The sequence below is a fragment of the Streptomyces sp. MB09-02B genome (genome assembly GCF_033794485.1).
GTDB lineage: Bacteria > Actinomycetota > Actinomycetes > Streptomycetales > Streptomycetaceae > Streptomyces.
On the sequence record NZ_JARGEE010000204.1, the window covers coordinates 1 to 16,228 of the forward strand.

At 71.3% G+C, this 16,228-nt stretch carries 13 protein-coding genes and 1 pseudogene; 11 read left to right on the forward strand and 3 right to left on the reverse strand.

The window, feature by feature from the left end:
* Positions 1-767: pseudogene (locus P1P70_RS25835) on the forward strand (serine/threonine protein kinase); the annotation flags it as partial.
* A 38-nt stretch (positions 768-805) separates the two neighbouring features.
* Here P1P70_RS25835 and P1P70_RS25840 read toward each other — a convergent pair.
* Positions 806-1,612 (reverse strand): SGNH/GDSL hydrolase family protein, encoded by an 807-nt coding sequence (locus P1P70_RS25840; protein ID WP_319241726.1) that lies wholly within the window; start codon positions 1,610-1,612, stop codon positions 806-808.
* Positions 1,613-1,927: 315 nt separating this feature from the next.
* On the opposite strand from P1P70_RS25840, the gene P1P70_RS25845 reads away from it, so the two are divergent.
* From P1P70_RS25845 to P1P70_RS25875, 7 genes are all read left to right on the forward strand, one after another.
* A complete protein-coding gene (locus tag P1P70_RS25845) occupies positions 1,928-3,133 on the forward strand; it encodes a S8 family peptidase (RefSeq protein ID WP_319241727.1) in 1,206 nt (401 codons plus the stop codon).
* A gap of 232 nt (positions 3,134-3,365) precedes the next feature.
* The gene (locus P1P70_RS25850; RefSeq protein ID WP_413471547.1) at positions 3,366-3,728 is read left to right on the forward strand and encodes a hypothetical protein; all 363 of its coding nucleotides are present in this window, start codon (positions 3,366-3,368) and stop codon (positions 3,726-3,728) included.
* 3 nt (positions 3,729-3,731) lie between these two features.
* Positions 3,732-4,853: a GNAT family N-acetyltransferase gene (locus tag P1P70_RS25855; protein WP_319241730.1), complete on the forward strand. Its 1,122-nt coding sequence runs from the start codon at positions 3,732-3,734 to the stop codon at positions 4,851-4,853.
* Between the two features lie 353 nt (positions 4,854-5,206).
* Positions 5,207-6,040 (forward strand): glycosyltransferase family 2 protein, encoded by an 834-nt coding sequence (locus P1P70_RS25860; protein ID WP_319241732.1) that lies wholly within the window; start codon positions 5,207-5,209, stop codon positions 6,038-6,040.
* The gene (locus P1P70_RS25865) at positions 6,037-7,086 is read left to right on the forward strand and encodes a glycosyltransferase family 2 protein (RefSeq protein WP_319241734.1); all 1,050 of its coding nucleotides are present in this window, start codon (positions 6,037-6,039) and stop codon (positions 7,084-7,086) included. Before P1P70_RS25860 ends, P1P70_RS25865 begins: the two co-directional genes overlap by 4 nt.
* A complete protein-coding gene (locus P1P70_RS25870; RefSeq protein ID WP_319241736.1) occupies positions 7,083-7,898 on the forward strand; it encodes a polysaccharide deacetylase family protein in 816 nt (271 codons plus the stop codon). The genes P1P70_RS25865 and P1P70_RS25870 overlap by 4 nt, the downstream gene beginning before the upstream one ends.
* A complete protein-coding gene (locus P1P70_RS25875) occupies positions 7,891-11,766 on the forward strand; it encodes a lipopolysaccharide biosynthesis protein (protein WP_319241738.1) in 3,876 nt (1,291 codons plus the stop codon). Before P1P70_RS25870 ends, P1P70_RS25875 begins: the two co-directional genes overlap by 8 nt.
* A gap of 61 nt (positions 11,767-11,827) precedes the next feature.
* Here the strand turns inward: P1P70_RS25875 and P1P70_RS25880 are convergent, their stop codons facing one another.
* Positions 11,828-13,243, reverse strand: coding sequence for a GH39 family glycosyl hydrolase (locus P1P70_RS25880; protein WP_319241747.1), 1,416 nt, complete (start codon positions 13,241-13,243; stop codon positions 11,828-11,830).
* A gap of 146 nt (positions 13,244-13,389) precedes the next feature.
* On the opposite strand from P1P70_RS25880, the gene P1P70_RS25885 reads away from it, so the two are divergent.
* Positions 13,390-14,484: a DUF5925 domain-containing protein gene (locus P1P70_RS25885; protein WP_319241739.1), complete on the forward strand. Its 1,095-nt coding sequence runs from the start codon at positions 13,390-13,392 to the stop codon at positions 14,482-14,484.
* Between the two features lie 29 nt (positions 14,485-14,513).
* Positions 14,514-15,290: a DUF72 domain-containing protein gene (locus tag P1P70_RS25890; RefSeq protein WP_319241741.1), complete on the forward strand. Its 777-nt coding sequence runs from the start codon at positions 14,514-14,516 to the stop codon at positions 15,288-15,290.
* 29 nt (positions 15,291-15,319) lie between these two features.
* On the opposite strand, the gene P1P70_RS25895 is transcribed toward P1P70_RS25890, so the two are convergent.
* Entirely contained in the window at positions 15,320-15,688 is a 369-nt protein-coding gene (locus P1P70_RS25895) for a GntR family transcriptional regulator (protein ID WP_319241743.1), read from the reverse strand.
* A 71-nt stretch (positions 15,689-15,759) separates the two neighbouring features.
* Here P1P70_RS25895 and P1P70_RS25900 point away from each other — a divergent pair.
* A partial coding sequence (locus P1P70_RS25900) for a GNAT family N-acetyltransferase (RefSeq protein WP_319241745.1) occupies positions 15,760-16,228 on the forward strand: 469 nt, incomplete at its 3' end.

Sequence of the window (16,228 nt, forward strand, 5' to 3'; positions counted from 1 at the left end):
CCTCCCCGGTCCCCACCCGCGAGCCGGACCGCAACCGCCGCGCCCTAGTCTTCCTGGTCGCGGGCATCGCGGCGATCGCCTTCGCCATCGCCGGTCTGACGTACGCCCTGGTCAACCAGGACGACGGCGGCAAGGACGGCAGTCCGACCAACGGGGCGGGCACGGTGGGCGGCACCAACGACCAGACGGGCGACGGCGGTACGGGCGAGGAACCCGGCGGCGGGGACGAGACGAGCGGCGACGACACGCCCTCGGGCACGCCCACCGACGAGGAGAAGCCGACCACCCAGCCGCCCGCGCAGTCGGTCAAGGTGACCGTCGAAGGCGCGAACACCGACTACTCCGGCACCTGTCCGCCGCAGGACGCCGACGCGCCCACCTTCACCGCGACGTTCACCGTGGGCAGCGTCCCCGTGGACGTGGACTACCGGTGGGTGGCAAGGAGCGGCGAGGTCGAGGACGAGGGCTGGAAGACCCTGTCGTTCGCGTCCGGTGGTGAGAAGACCAAGCAGGACCGGGTGGTCGTCTCGACCAACGGGAGCCACACGGACGAGATCAGCGTCGAGGTGCGCGGCCCGGTGAAGACGGAGTCGAACAAGGTCGCGTTCTCGGTGACGTGCGAGTCGGAGGCCCCGACCACGGGCGGGACCTCCCCCTCCGACGACTCGGAGAACCCGGACGGCTACAGCGGCTCCGACGCCGACGCCGACTACGACGACGAAGCCGGAGCCGGAGCCCTGAACGGGGCCGTCAGGCCGCGTGCCTGATCCCGGGCCGCGCTGCTGACCTCAGGCCCTTCCCGACCTCATGCCGCGTTCCTGAACACCGGCAGATACCCGCCCGACTGGCCCGCGGCCTTCGGGTGGTACGACTCGCCGATGTTCAGCAGGTTGAGGCTGTGCAGCCACGCGCTGCCCGAGCACAGTTCGTGCCCGGTGAACGCGGAGCGGACGTCGCCGAAGGTGAACCCGTGGTCGGCGGCGCGTTTGGCGATCGCGGTGTTCAGGTGGTCGGAGGCGTTGTTGATGGCGGTCCGCTTGGCCTGGGAGAGGCCGGGGCAGGTGCCGCCCAGCTGGTAGAAGCGGGGGTAGCCGAGCACCACCACATGGGCGGCCGGTGCCTTCGCGCTGATCGCCGAGTAGACCTTGTCGAGTTGGCCGGGGAGCGTGGAGTCGACGTACGCCTTCGCCGTGTTGATGCGGGAGAGACAGGCGCTGTCGGACTGCAGGACGCAGGTGGTCATGACGTCGGCGAAGCCGGCGTCGTTGCCGCCTACCGAGACGGAGACCAGCCCCGTGCCCGCGCCGAGCGGCCCCAGTTGACTCGCCAGAACATCACCCGTTCGGGCGCCCGAGCAGGCCGTGAAGTCGAAGGTCGAGGGGGCGTTGGCGGCCGCCCAGAGGGCGGGGTAGGCCTTCGTGCTGCGCTTGCAGTCGCCGCTGGAGGAGAGGTAGCTGCCCGCGCCGAGACCCGAGGAGTAGGAGTCGCCGAGCGCCACATAGCCGGTGGCGGCGGCCTGTTGGGACGCCTGCGCCGTCGCGGCCCCGGTGAGGCCTGCGCCGACGGCGAGGAGGAGTGAGGTCATGTATGCCGCAAGTCGGGAACGTCTCATGGAACCTCCCTTTAGCAGGATCTCTGCCTCAACCGTCGTAGCAACTACACGTGTTGATCGGAAGTGTTCATGTCAATACTTTCCCGCCCGCAAGCGATCGTACCCACCGTGTTCCACCCGCGTTCGATTTCAGGCATGTGACAGAAACATGACAACGCCTCAACTCTCTTGAGCTACACCCGTAGAGCACCCAGTCTGCTTACAGCCGCGAGCGGAACGCGACGCTCCCGGTCGTGCGCGTGATTCCCGCGCGCACCCCCCACGAACGCGCGCCCCACCCAGACGCGCGTCGCCTATGAGGAGGAAACCCTCGTAATGGCACACCTGCGTAGCAAGAACCACCGCGTCGCCGCCGTCACCACCATGGCGACCGCCGCCCTGCTCGGCGGTCTGACCGCGCTCCCCGCCCAGGCCGCCCCGGCCGAGGGCAGGGTGCTCGCGGCGGACTCCCCCACCGCCGTCAAGGACAGCTACATCGTCACGCTCAAGAAGAGCGCGGGCCTCAAGGCCGCGTCGAGCGCCGGCAAGGACCTGGTCGAGGAGTACGGCGGCTCGGTGAAGCGGACCTTCAAGTCCGCGCTCAACGGCTACTCCGCCAAGCTCTCCGCGACCGAGGCGAGGAGACTCGCCGCCGACCCGGACGTCGCCTCCGTCGAGCAGGACCAGGTCTTCACCGTCGACGCCACCCAGACCAACGCCCCGTGGGGCCTGGACCGCTCCGACCAGGCATCGCTGCCGCTCTCCGGCACGTACACCTACCCGGACAGCGCGGGCAGCGGCGTGACGGCGTACGTCATCGACACCGGCGTACGCATCTCGCACTCCCAGTTCGGCGGCCGGGCGTTCAACGGCTACGACGCCGTCTCGGGCGACAATGTGGCGCAGGACGGCAACGGTCACGGCACGCACGTCGCCTCCACCATCGCGGGCTCGACCTACGGCATCGCCAAGCAGGCGAAGATCGTGGCCGTGCGCGTGCTCAACAACGCCGGCTCGGGCACCACGGCCGGTGTCGTGGCCGGTATCGACTGGGTGACCGCGAACCACAGCGGCCCCTCCGTCGCCAACATGTCGCTCGGCGGCGGTGCCTCCGCCGCCATCGACACCGCCGTCCGCAACTCCATATCCAGCGGCGTGACCTACGCCGTCGCGGCCGGCAACAGCAGCGCCAACGCCTCCTCGTACTCCCCCGCCCGCGTCACCGAGGCGATCACGGTCGGCGCCACCACCAGCACGGACGCCCGGGCGAGCTACTCCAACTTCGGCTCGGGCCTGGACATCTTCGCCCCGGGTTCGTCGATCACGGCCGGCTGGTACACCAGCGACACCGCGACCAACACCATCTCGGGCACCTCGATGGCGACGCCGCACGTCGCGGGCGCGGCCGCCGTCTACCTGGCCGGCCACACCTCGGCCACCCCGGCCCAGGTCGCCTCGGCCCTGACCGCCGGTGCCGTGACCGGCAAGGTCACCGGCCCCGGCACCGGTTCCCCGAACCGCCTGCTGCAGATCGTCCCGTAAGGACGACGGCCGCACAGTGAGAGAAGTGTCCCCGGAGGCGCGGGTCGCCTCCGGGGATTCCTCGTGTGCGACCGCGCATTCTCCCGCCGAGGCATGACGATTGGGCGTACGGTCGGGCGTGGCCGGTCTCGACGTATTGACTCCCCCGCGCCGACTGAGCGACATTGAAGCCCGGCATCCGGCGCTTCAGGGGGCAAAGTCGCCAATGCAGACCTTGCGTATCAAGCCATCGTTGTCAGGCAGTGGGGGGCCGCTGCTGGCGGGCGTGGCCGCGGCCGTGGCGGGGGTCGGCGCGGTGCTCGCGTACGCCGACACCGACTCGGTGCTGCGCGGCCCGTTCACCCTGTTCTTCCTCCTCGTCGCGCCAGGAGCCGCCATCGGGGCCGTACTGCGCGGACTGGAGCCGTTCGGCCGGGTCGTGACGTCCCTCGCGGGCGCGATCGCGGTGAACCTCCTCGTCGCCCAGGGCATGATCGCCACCCACTCGTGGTCGGTGACCCGTGGGATCACGGCCGTGACCGTGATCAGTTCGCTCGTCATCCTGCCGAGTCTGGTACGGCGCCTGCGCGGCCGTACGGAGAGAAGACGGACCTGAGACGTGGACATCAGTGTGTACCGCCCCGGCGAGCTGACGGCCGCCGACCGGGCGGCCTGGACCGCTTTGCAGTCGAAGGCCCACCTCCACGGCGCTCCCGAACTGGCGAACCCGTTCCTGTCCCCGGAGTTCGCCCTCGCGGTGGGCAGTTGCCGGCGCGGCGTACGGATCGCGGTCGTGCGGGAGGGCGGCGAGCCGGCGGCCTTCTTCCCGTACCAGAGATCCACCGTCGGGGTGGGCAGAGCCGTCGGCCTCGGCCTCTCCGACTGCCAGGGCGTGGTGCACCGCCCCGGCTTCACCTGGGACGCCCAGGAGCTGCTGCGGGCCTGTGGTCTCGCGGTGTGGGAGTTCGACCACCTGGCGGAGGGCCAGACACCGTTCGCAGCGCACGTCACCGACAGCTTCCCCTCGCCGGTCATGGACCTGGAACAGGGCTACGAGGTCTATCTCGGCCAACTGCGCGCCCGCTCGCCGAAGTTCGTCCGCTCGACATTCGCCAAGGAGCGCAGGCTCGGCCGCGCGGTGAGCGAGGTGCGCTATGTGCACGACGAGCGCGACCCGAAGGCCCTGCGCACCCTGATGGCCTGGAAGTCGGCGCAGTACCGCAGGACGGGCCGCAGCGACCGCTTCGCGCACCCGTGGATCACCCGGCTGGTGCACCGGCTCTTCCACACCCGCTCCGTCTCCTTCGCCGGCCAGCTGTCCGTGCTGTACGCGGACGGCGAGCCGGCCGCGGCGCATTTCGGACTGCGCTCCGAGCGGGTGCTGACATGCTGGTTCCCGGCGTACGACCCGGCGTTCTCGAGGTTCTCGCCGGGGCTGCTGCTGCATCTGCACATGGCCGAGGAGGGCGCCGCCGACGGCATCGCCTACCTGGATCTGGGCCGGGGGCAGAAGCAGTACAAGGATTCCCTGAAGACCCGGGAGATCTCGGTGTCGGAGGGGTGGGTCACCCGGCGCCATCCGGTGGCGCTCGGGCACCGGGCGCGACGGGCACCGGTCCGGGCCTTGCGGAACACGGTCCTGGCTCGACCGGAACTGTTCGAACCTGCCGATAAATTGTTGAAGCGGATGGGGAAATTCCGATCGGGGGGTCAGGTAACGGACACATCTACAAAAACGTGAGACCTCGTAAGAGGTCTTGCCATATGGTCTCAATCATCAATACCGTCTTGCATCGTTGTACTTACACCCGCATCGGTGCCGTCGGCACATGCTCCTAGGGGAGGGCTCAAGGAGCGCGGCGGTCCCGGCGTGGGGCGCGGTAGGGGGGTGCCGTGCTCGGTGACCACACCGTTTACCGAGTCGTTCCGCGCGACCGACTGCCGAGTCGCGACAGTCGGCCGGCTTTGCCAGCTCACCCGGCATGCACGGAGATCGACTTCGCCGTGCCGTGAGTGAGAACCCCCCTTTCGAACCGGACAACATTCCGGACCACCCAGGGGCGGGTGGTTCACCGGACGAGAGGGACCAGACTCATGAGCTCAGTTCTGCGCCCGGCCATATCCGAATCCGATACCAGCGGCGCCGAGACGTCGGCGCTCGCGAAGTACCGGCCGATCTCCAACCACCTGGCCATCGCACCACCGGTGAGCGTGGTGATCCCCGCCATGAACGAGGCGGAGAACCTCCCGTACGTCTTCAAGACACTGCCCGGCTGGATCCACGAGGTGGTCCTGGTCGACGGCAACTCCACCGACAACACGGTCGAGGTCGCCCGCGAACTCTGGCCGGACGTCAAGGTCGTCCCGCAGCAGGGCAAGGGCAAGGGCGACGCCCTGATCACCGGCTTCGAGGCGTGCACCGGTGACATCATCGTGATGGTCGACGCGGACGGCTCGGCCGACGGCCACGAGATCGTGTCGTACGTCTCCGCCCTCGTCTCGGGCGCCGACTTCGCCAAGGGCTCCCGCTTCGCCAACGGCGGCGGCACCGACGACATGACCCCGATCCGCAAGCTCGGCAACTGGGCCCTGTGCACCACCGTCAACCGCAAGTTCGGCGCCCGCTACACCGACCTGTGCTACGGCTACAACGCGTTCTGGCGGCACTGCCTCGACAAGATCGACCTCGACTGCACCGGCTTCGAGGTGGAGACCCTGATGAACATCCGGGTCGTCAAGGCGGGCCTGAAGGTGCAGGAGATCCCCAGCCACGAGTACCTGCGCATCCACGGCGCGAGCAATCTGCGGGCCGTGCGCGACGGACTGCGGGTGCTGAAGGTGATCCTGAAGGAGCGCTCCAACCGGCGTGCCCTGCGCCGCCGTTCGAACCCGACGATGCTCACCGCCGGGCGGGGAGAGGCGTCTTGAACGAGCCGACCGTCTCGGTCGTGATCTGTGTGTACACGGAGGACCGCTGGGAGGACATCCTCGCGGCGGTCTCCTCGGTGCGCGCCCAGTCCCGGCCGGCCCTGGAGACGCTCCTGGTGGTGGACCACAACCAGGTCCTCCTCGAACGTCTGACCAGGGAGTACAAGGAACACCAGGAGAGCGGCGAGGTGCGGGTGCTCGCCAACGCGGGCCCCCGCGGGCTGTCCGCCGGCCGCAACACGGGCATCGCCGCCTCCTACGGGGAGATCATCGCCTTCCTCGACGACGACGCCGTGGCCGAGCGCGACTGGCTGCACCACTTCGTCGAGGGATACGCCGACCCCCGGGTCATGGCCGTCGGCGGCCGAACGGTGCCCGTGTGGGCATCCGGCCGCCGCCCGGCCTGGTTCCCCGAGGAGTTCGACTGGGTGGTGGGCTGCGCCTACAAAGGGCTGCCCGGCGGTGTCGCCCAGGTCCGCAACGTCCTCGGCGGCAACGCCTCGTTCCGCCGCAGCGCCTTCGACGCGGCCGGGGGCTTCGCCACCGGTATCGGCCGCGACGGGGACAAGCGCCCGCTGGGCTGCGAGGAGACGGAGCTGTGCATCCGGCTCTCCCGGGCCCGGCCGGAGGCGGTGCTGCTGCTCGACGACCGGGCGGTGATCCACCACCGGGTGCCCGGTGCACGGGAACGCTTCGGGTACTTCCGGGCGCGCACGTACGCCGAGGGCCTGTCGAAGGCACTGGTGGCCCGGAGCGTGGGCGCGGACAAGGGACTGGAGTCGGAGCGCCGGTACACCACCCGGGTGCTGCCCGCCGGGATCGCGCGCGGGCTGCGGGACGCCCTGCTCGGCCGCGCGGGCGGCGCGGGACGTGCGGGCGCGATCGTCGCGGGCGTGGCGGCGGCCGCCGGGGGGTACGTTGTCGGGAGCGTCCGGGCCCGCAGGGGCGGGGTCACGTTCTCGGTCGGCGAGATCCCGGTCGGCGAGGGCGGCCCGGTCGGCGAGGGCGGCCCGGTCGGCAAGGGGGGCGAGGGGGGCTCGTCATGACGGAGACGACGGGGACGGCGGCAGCGGCCGTGCCGATCCTGATGTACCACGCGGTGTCCACCGCACCGAACGACGCCACCAGGGATTTGTCGGTGACCCCGGAGGCCTTCGCGGAACAGATGGCGCTCATCGACGACCTGGGCCTCACCCCGGTGAACACCGCGGATCTGGCGGCGAGTTGGCGGTCCGGCCGCCCGCTGCCCGCCCGGCCCGTGCTGATCACCTTCGACGACGGCTACGCGGGCGTGCACCGGCACGCCCTGCCCGTGCTCGCCAAGCACGGCTTCGCGGCCTCGCTGTTCGTCACCACGGGCTGGATCGAGGGCCCCCACGACAACGGCGAGGCCCTCGACACCATGCTCGGCTGGGACCAGGTCCGCGAGCTCGCCGACCACGGCGTGGAGATCGGCGGGCACAGCCACACCCACCCGCAGCTCGACATGCTGGACGACGACCGGCTCCGGTTCGAGCTGCGGCGCTGCCGGAGAATCGTCGCCGACGAACTGGGCACCCGGCCCGTCTCCTTCGCCTACCCGTACGGCTATTCCAGCCGCCGGGTGCGCGTCGCGGTGCGGGAGACGGGGTTCGCCCAGTCGCTGGCGGTCGGCAACGCGCTGGCCCGGCGCGCGCAGGGCCCGTACGCGCTGCGGCGGGTGACCGTGCGGCGCTCCACGGGCATCGCGGAGTTCGAACGGCTCGTCGAGGGCCGCGCGATCGCCCGCACCTTCGCCCGGGACCGTGCCCTCACCAAGGGGTACGCCATGGTCCGAAGAGCACGACAGGTCCGGAAGGCCATCCGTTCCCGTGTCTGACACGACGACCACCACGGCTCACGAGGCCGAGGCCACCCCGGCCGAGGAGACCGGGCCCGCGCCCCGCCCCGGCCGAAGGCTGCGTCTGCCCGGGCTGGGCCGGGGGGCGGGGGGCGACCAGCTGTTCCGCAACGCCTACGCCCTGATGCTGAACACCGGTATCTCGGCCGTGCTCGGCCTCGGTTTCTGGCTGGCCGCCGCCCGCTACTACACCGAGGCCTCGGTCGGTCAGGGCTCCGCCGCGATCGCCGCGATGAAGCTCTTCGCCGGGCTCACCGCGCTGACGCTGACGGGCGCCCTGGCCCGGTTCATCCCGGTCGCGGGGCGCGACACCGGAAGGCTGATCTTCCGTACGTACGCGGGCAGTTCGGTGGTCGTGGCGCTCGCGGCGGGGGCGTTCCTGCTGACGCTGGGTCTGTGGGGGTCGTCGTACAGCTTTCTGCACGATCCGCTCTACGCCGTGTTCTTCGTGCTCGCGGTGGTCGCCTGGTCGACGCTGACGCTGCAGGACGGGGTGCTCACGGGGCTCCGCAGCGCGGTGTGGGTGCCGGTCGGCAACACCGTGTTCTCGGCGGTGAAGCTGGTGCTCCTCGTGGTGTTCGCCGCCGCGATCCCGACCATGGGCGTCTTCGTGTCCTGGGTCGCGGCGATCGCGATGTCCGTGCTGCCACTGGGCTGGCTGGTGTTCCGGCGGCTGATCCCGAGGCATGTGGCGGCCACCGCCGACCGCGCGCACCCGCCGTCGTGGAAGGAGATCGGCCGCTTCCTCGCCGGCGACTACACCGGCTCGCTCTTCTCCCTCGCGGTCGTCTACGCGGTCCCGGTGATCGTCGCCGCCCAGGTCAGCTCCGCCGACAACGCGTACTTCTACATCACCACCACCATCGGCGGCACGGTCAATCTGCTCGCCATCAACATGGGCGCCTCCCTGACCGTCGAGGGCGCCCACGACCCGGGACGCCTGGCCGCCAACACCCGGGCCGCGCTGAAGCGGATGGCCCGGATCATGCTGCCGGTGTGCGCGGTGCTGTTCTTCGGGGCGCCCTGGATCCTGGCCGTCTTCGGGCAGGGCTACGCGGACGCGGCGACCCCGCTGCTGCGCTGGTTCGCGGTCGGCGCGGTCCTGCGGGTCGTCATGGAGACGTACTTCGCGGTGCTGCGCGCCCAGAGCCGCACGGCCGGACTCGCCTGGCTGCAGGGTCTGTTGTGCGTCCTGGTCCTCGGCCTGACCCTGGTCCTGCTGCCCCGGATGGGGCTGACCGGCGCGGGCGTCGCCGAGATCTCCAGCCTCGCGGTGATCGTGCTGATCGCCGCGCCACGGCTGTACCGGATCCTGCGCATCGCCGGGCCCGCCGAGGTGCCCGCGGACGCGGCGCCCGACGGCGACCTCGCCGACCTCGGCCGGGTGGCCTCCGCCGCGAAGAAGCAGAGCGGCGCCTGGTCCCGGGGCCTGGACTCCGACACCCTCGCCCTCGGCGTCCACGTCGACCTCGACCATCTGGAGCGCCGCCCGGACGTCCGGCCCGGCCCCGGCACCCCGCCCACCGGAACCGTGGTGCCGCGCGGGGACCACCGGCCGGCCTGGGCCCAGGACCGGCCGACGCGTCCGCTCAGGCCTCCGTCCTCGCTGGGCCTGCCGGTGGAGGCCCGCGAGCCGGGCTCGGAGTCCTCACCGGGTCCCGCGCAGGCCCCGGAGGGGGACGCTCCGTTCGAAGAGGCCGTACGGGAACCGGACGTCGCACGAGAGGCCGAGACGCTGGAGAAGTGGGTACGGGAGCCGGCGGCAGCGCCGTCCGAGGAGGCGCCGTCCGCCCAGGAGGCACCCCGGGTGCCCCTCCGCGAACGACTGCCGCACCCCACGACCACCAGGGTCGTCCTCGGCCTCCTGCTGCTCTCCGCGCTGCTGCTCTACTGGGTGCCCGCGCTGGCGCTGGACGACTCCGACCTGGACCGCATGGGCGGCCTCGGTCTGATCTCCGTGCTGCCCACGCCGACGCTGGTCGGGGCGGCCCTGCTGGCCGTGGTGTTCGCCTCGTTGCTGTGGCCGGCCCGGGAGCACCGCGGACTGCTGCTGATCACCCTCCTGGCCACCGTGTTCTCGCTGCACGCGCTGCCGGCCGTGATCGAGACCGAACCCCGCTTCGCGACGGCCTGGCAGCACCTGGGCTTCATCGACTACATCGACCGCACCGGCACGGCCGTACCCGACCTGGACGCCCGCTGGAGCTGGCCGGGATTCTTCGCGGCGGCGGCGTTCGTGGCGCGGGCCTGCGGGGTCACCGACTTCACCGAGATCATCCGCTGGTGGCCGACGGCCGTCCAACTCCTCTACCTGGCCCCGATGTTCCTCCTCGCCCGCCACATGCGGGCGAGCTGGCGCGCCCGGTGGACGGGGGTCTGGATCTTCGTCCTGAGCGGCTGGGTGGGCCAGGACTACTTCTCCCCCCAGGGCTTCACCTACCTCCTCTACCTGGTCTTCGTCGCGATCCTCCTGGTCTGGTTCCGCGCCCCGCACATGCTGTGGGGCAAGGTGCGCCCCGGCGAGGCGGAGGTGGAGCCGACGGACCGCCGCCAACGCGCGGTCCTCCTGGCCGTCCTGATCGCGCTGTACGCGGCGACGGTCCCGGCCCACCAGCTCACCCCGTTCGTGATGCTGGGCGTCCTCGCGGCCCTCGTCCTGATCGGCCGCTCGGAACTGCGCGGTCTGCCCATCCTGTTCGCCGTGCTGGTCGCGGTCTGGGTGGGCTTCCTCGCCGAGCCGTACTGGTCGGGCCACTTCGACGAACTCTTCGGCGGGGTCGGCGGGGTGGGCGGCAACGTCACCTCCTCGGTCTCCGGCCGGATCGGCGAGGGCAGTTCGACCCACAAGCTCGTGCTGTACGCGCGCGTGGCCCTCGCCGGCACGGTCATGCTCCTCGCCTGCTACGGCTTCTGGCGGCGCCGCGCGAACAGGTACCGCGAACGCTCCCTGCTCGTCCTGACGTTCGTGCCGTTCCTGGGCTTCGGCATGCAGTCGTACGGCGGTGAGATGGCCCTGCGGGTCTTCATGTTCGCCCTGCCGGGCGCCGCGCTGCTGGCCGCGCTCGCCCTCTTCCCGCGCACCGGCGTCACCACCGGGGAACGCGACAAGGACCGACGGAGCCTCGCCCCGCTGGCCGCCCTCATGGCCGGTCTCGTCCTCATCGGCGGCTTCCTGGTCGCCCGCTGGGGCAACGAGCCCTTCGAGCGCGTCCGCCCGGGCGAGGTCGCCGCCATGGAGTACGTCTACGCCCACGACGACCCGACGGTACGGCTGCTCTGGCTCAGCGACGACCCGGTGAACAACGTGACGCCCGCGATGCCGTGGGGCGCCCGGGACATGGAGAAGGTCGAGTACGTGCCGACGCTCGCGCCGATCGACCCGGTCCTGGTGTCCGGTGTGGCCAAGGCCCTGAAGGACGCGGGCGCGGGCTCGTTCCTGATCGTCAACCGCAGCCAGGCCACCAACCTCCAGATGGACGCCGGTTACCCGGCGAACTGGGACTCCCGGCTCATCCGGAACCTCGACGAGCGTGCCGACATCGAGAAGGTCTTCTCCAACAGCGACGCCACGGTCTTCGCCCTGCGCGACCAGCCCGGGAAGACCCCGGACCCCGATCCCGGCCCGATCGGCCCGCAGGTCACCTGGACCCCGTGGTCGGTGGTGGGCGGCCTGGCCGCGATCGCGCTGATCGTGCTGCTGAGCGTCCGGGAGATGGTCCGCGTGGCCGTCCGCCCCAGCGTCCGCCAGCTCCGCTGGCTGCAGAGCAGCTTCTGGTTCAGCCTGCCGCTGCTGGCCCTGCTGCTGGCGTCACTGGTGCAGAGGTTCCTGACGATGGGCGCGCCGTAGCGCCCCTGAAAGGGGCGCGGGGAACTGCGCGACCAGCCACAACCGGCGCGCGGTTACCCGACTACCTGTCGAGCCACTTCGTTTCGTACGCCCCCATGTCGAACTTCTTCCCGTCGATCTCCGCACTGATCCTGCGGTCGAGGGTGTTGACGACGAGCACGGCCTTGTCGTCGGCCAGCACGCGCACGTTCGGCTTGTCGTCCGCCGCGACGGACACCGTCTCGTACGTCGTCCCCGGCGGGAACTCCGCACTGAACCGGGACAGCAGCCCGTACATGGGCAGTTCGCGTCCGCCGTCACGCTTGTCGGTCGGCGTCCACAGGCACCCTGGGCACTCGCCGCTCTTCTCCTCCGGGTTCCAGTAGAACCCGGAGGAGGCGCCGCCCTTGGCCATGGCCATCAGCCCGGAGGCCTGGACGGCGACGCGGCGGTTCTCGGACCAGCCGTGCCGGTTGTCGGCGGCGTCGGCGGGCTCGACGTAGTACTCCGCCCACCACAGCGGCAGATCGCCGGACCTCTCCCGCACCCACCGGCTCACGGCCGTGAACTTGTCGGTCGCGGCGAACTCGTCGGGGACCAGCTCGTCGTCCCTGGTGTAACTGGACCCGTCCACCACGACGAAGTCGGCGCCGACCTTGTTCTCGTTCCAGTAGTCGAAGGCGTCGAGGACCCGCTGGTCCAGGGCGCCCCACGGCCCCTTCAGGGAGGTCGACGCGTCCTGCTTCTGCCGTGGATCGACACTGTCCATGACGAGATAGGGCCCGCCGACCATGATGTCCTCGTCGACCTTCTTCAGGGCCTTGTGGACGAGGTTGTACAGCTCGGTGTACCCCTCGTAGTCCCAGCGGGCCTCCGCGTCGTTCCAGAAGCCCTTGAACTCGTTCCAGACGATGAAGTGGCGTACGTCCGGGTAGCGCTTGGCGACGGTGGCGGCGAGGGCGGCGTAGTCCGCGAAGTGCTCGGGCTCGGGCTCGGTCTCCAGCGCGGCCTGACTCCAGTCGGTCTTGTCGGCGCCGGGCCTTCCGCCCTTCATCCAGTCGGGCGCGCAGCACAGGGTGACGACGGGGGTGCCGCCGGTGGCGCGGACGAAGTCGATGCGCCGGTCCATCTCCTCGAAGTCGTAACGCCCCTCGACGGGTTCGGGATTGTCCGCGCCCCAGCCCATGATGTGCTGGATCTGCGGCAGGGGCCGCTCACCGAGCCGCTCCTCGACGCGCTCGACAGCCGTCTTGCTGCCCTCGTCCGCGCTGAACTGGGTGTGGGTGAAACCCCAGCCCACACTGGGTCCGGTGTCCCCCGGCGGGGTCGCGGGCGTGCCGTGCACCTTGTCGCCGTCGCGCGTGGTGCCGGCGGTGCTGCCGTCGCCCGGCAGGGTGTTGAGCAGGGTCACGACGAGGGCCAGCGCCGCCACCCCCACGCCCAGAAGCGCGGTGAGCCGCCACCGCCGGTCCCCCGCAATCCACCCATGACGTCCCATCATGGGCAACAGTAACCGCGCGGACCCCTGCTGGGGGAGGTTCCGTCGGTGAACGCCCGAGCAATCGGAGGGCTCACGGGCGGACACCACCGGCGCACTACGGAAAGCGGATGCACGGGGAGCCCTCGGTGACGGATCATGGCGACATGTCTGCCAACCCACACGACGCACTGCCGATCCGGCTCAACGTCGACGACAGCGACTCCCCGTCCGATGTCGTCGACGCGCTGTTCCTCGGCCGTTTCGCGACGGGCGAGCAGCCGTACGCGCACGCGGCGAACATCGACCGGGTACGGTCCGGGGCCACCCTGCTGCCATCGGGCGCCCGGGTACTGCGCTCCGCGCGCGACGACGACCGCAGCGCGACCCTCGCCGAGGGCGACGGCTGGACGGTGCTGATCTCCCGCTGGAACCGCGGCGCCGACGTCACGGTCACCGCGACCACCGCCGAGCTGGCGGAGAAGGTGCTCGGCCAGGCCACCGACGGCGCGGCCGACGAACCCGAGCCGCAGCCGGAGAACGTGACGATGGGCTTCTGGTACGTCTCGCCGCGCCGGGGCCCGCACCGCACCACCCGGCAGATCTCGGCGGGTACGTGGGAAGAGGTACGGCCGAACTACACGGCCCCGGTGGCGGACGCGATGGACCGCCTGATGAAGACGACCCCGGAGAACATCGCGGGCCGCCTCCTGCTGCTGCACGGCCCGCCCGGAACCGGCAAGACCTCCGCGCTGCGCACGCTGGCGCGTTCCTGGCGGGACTGGTGCCAGGTCGACTGTGTCCTGGACCCCGAGCGGCTCTTCTCCGACGTCGGCTATCTGATGGACATCGCGATCGGCGAGGAGGACGCGGCGGGCAAGGGCCGCTGGCGGCTGCTCCTGCTGGAGGACTGCGACGAACTGATCCGGGGCGAGGCCAAGCACACGGCGGGCCAGGCGCTCTCCCGGCTGCTGAACCTGACGGACGGCCTGCTCGGCCAGGGCCGCAACGTCCTGGTGGGCGTCACCACCAACGAGGACCTGGAGCGCCTTCATCCGGCCGTGGTCCGCCCCGGCCGCTGTCTCGCCCGGATCGAGGTGGGCGCGCTGACCCGGGCGGAGGCGGTGTCCTGGCTCGGCACGGACGAGGGTGTCGGCCGCGAGGGCGCGACCCTGGCCGAGCTGTACGCGCTGCGTCGCGGCACGTCACCGACGTCGCTCCCGGAGCCGCGGGGCGGGGCGGACGCGGGCCTGTACCTGTAGGCGGTCCCGCTTGGGTGTTTCATGGACGTATGACCCTGTTCGTCGGTACGTCGGGGTGGCAGTACAAGGACTGGCGGGGCGCTCTCTACCCGGAGGGCTGCCCCACCCGGTTGTGGCTGGAGGAGTACGCGGCGCACTTCGCGACGGTCGAGCTCAACAACGCGTTCTACCGGCTGCCGACGCGGGAGAACTTCGAGGCGTGGCGGGGCCGGGTGCCCCGGGACTTCGTGGTCGCGGTGAAGGCGAGCCGGTACCTGACGCACATCAAGCGCCTGCGGGATCCCGAGGAGCCGGTGCACCGTCTGATGAGCCACGCACAGGGGCTGGGCGACCGTCTGGGCCCGATCCTCCTGCAACTCCCCCCGACGCTACAGGCCGACCCCGCTCTCCTGGACACCTGCCTGGGCTGTTTCCCCTCCGGCACCCGGATCGCTGTCGAGCCCCGCCACGACTCGTGGTGGACCGCCGAGGTCCGCGAGATCCTGGAGTCCCGGGGCGCTGCCCTGTGCTGGGCGGACGCCCACTCCCGCCCGGCCGCGCCGCTCTGGCGCACCACCGACTGGTGCTACCTCCGCCTCCACCACGGCCGGGCCCGCCCCTGGCCCCACTACGGCCGCCACGCTTTGACAACCTGGGCCCACCGCATCGCCGACACCTGGCCCACCACCGCCGACGCCTACGTCTACTTCAACAACGACCCCCACGCGGCGGCGGTGGAGGACGCGAGGACGTTCGCGAGCGCGGCACGGAGCGCGGGCCTGCGGCCGACCCGCACACCGCGACCGCGGCGGCCGGCGCGTACCTGAGCCACCGGTGCGGGCCCCGCCTCCGGGTCCTACTCCGCGTACGCGGCCCGCAGGGCGTCGCGGACCACCGCCAGGGCCTCCGCCTCGCCCAACCCGAGCCGGCGCACCCGCTCCGCGTACGCCCCCGCCGCTGCCGCGGCCTCCCGCTCCGCGGCGGAGCCGGCCGCCGCCACGAACGTCCCGTTGCGCCCCCGCGTCTCGATCACCCCGTCGGTCTCCAGCGCCCGGTACGCCTTGGCGACGGTGTTGGCCGCGAGCCCGAGCTGCTCGGCGAGCCCCCGTACGGTCGGCAGCCGGTACCCCACGGGCAGCGCGCCGGAGCGGGCCTGTTCCGAGATCTGGGCGCGCACCTGCTCATAGGGCGCGCCCCCCTCCACGATGCGAATCTTCAAGGTCACGCGGCGATTGTCCCGTACCCACCGGAAAATCGGAGGCGACTCCCGGCGCCGCCCGCGTACCGTGCGCTCACATGACATTGATCGTGCGCGACCTCCGCGCCGCCGACCCGGCGGACGCCGAGGCCTTCGCCGACGTACGACGGCGCGCTCTGCCCTTCATGGTCAGCACCGCCGAGTCCCTGCTCCACGACGTCACCCATGCGACTCCCGAGGCCCACTACCGGCAGCTGGTCGCCGAGGCGGACGGCGAGGTGATCGGCACCGCGCAGCTGGGCATCGCCGACGACAGCCCCGTACCGGGCCAGGGCTACCTGAACGTGTACGTGCACCCCGATCATCTGCGCCGGGGCGCGGGCGCTCTGCTGGCGCGCACCGCCGAGGAGCGGCTGACGGCGGTGGGCGCGTGGCGGCTGCTGTCCTGGGTGCTGGACACCCCGGAGAACCGCGCGTTCGCGCGACGGCGGGGCTACACGCCGAGCCGTTCCGCCCGCTTCCTCCGCCTGGACCTGGCCCACGGCACCCTGCCCCCGCTCCCCTCCC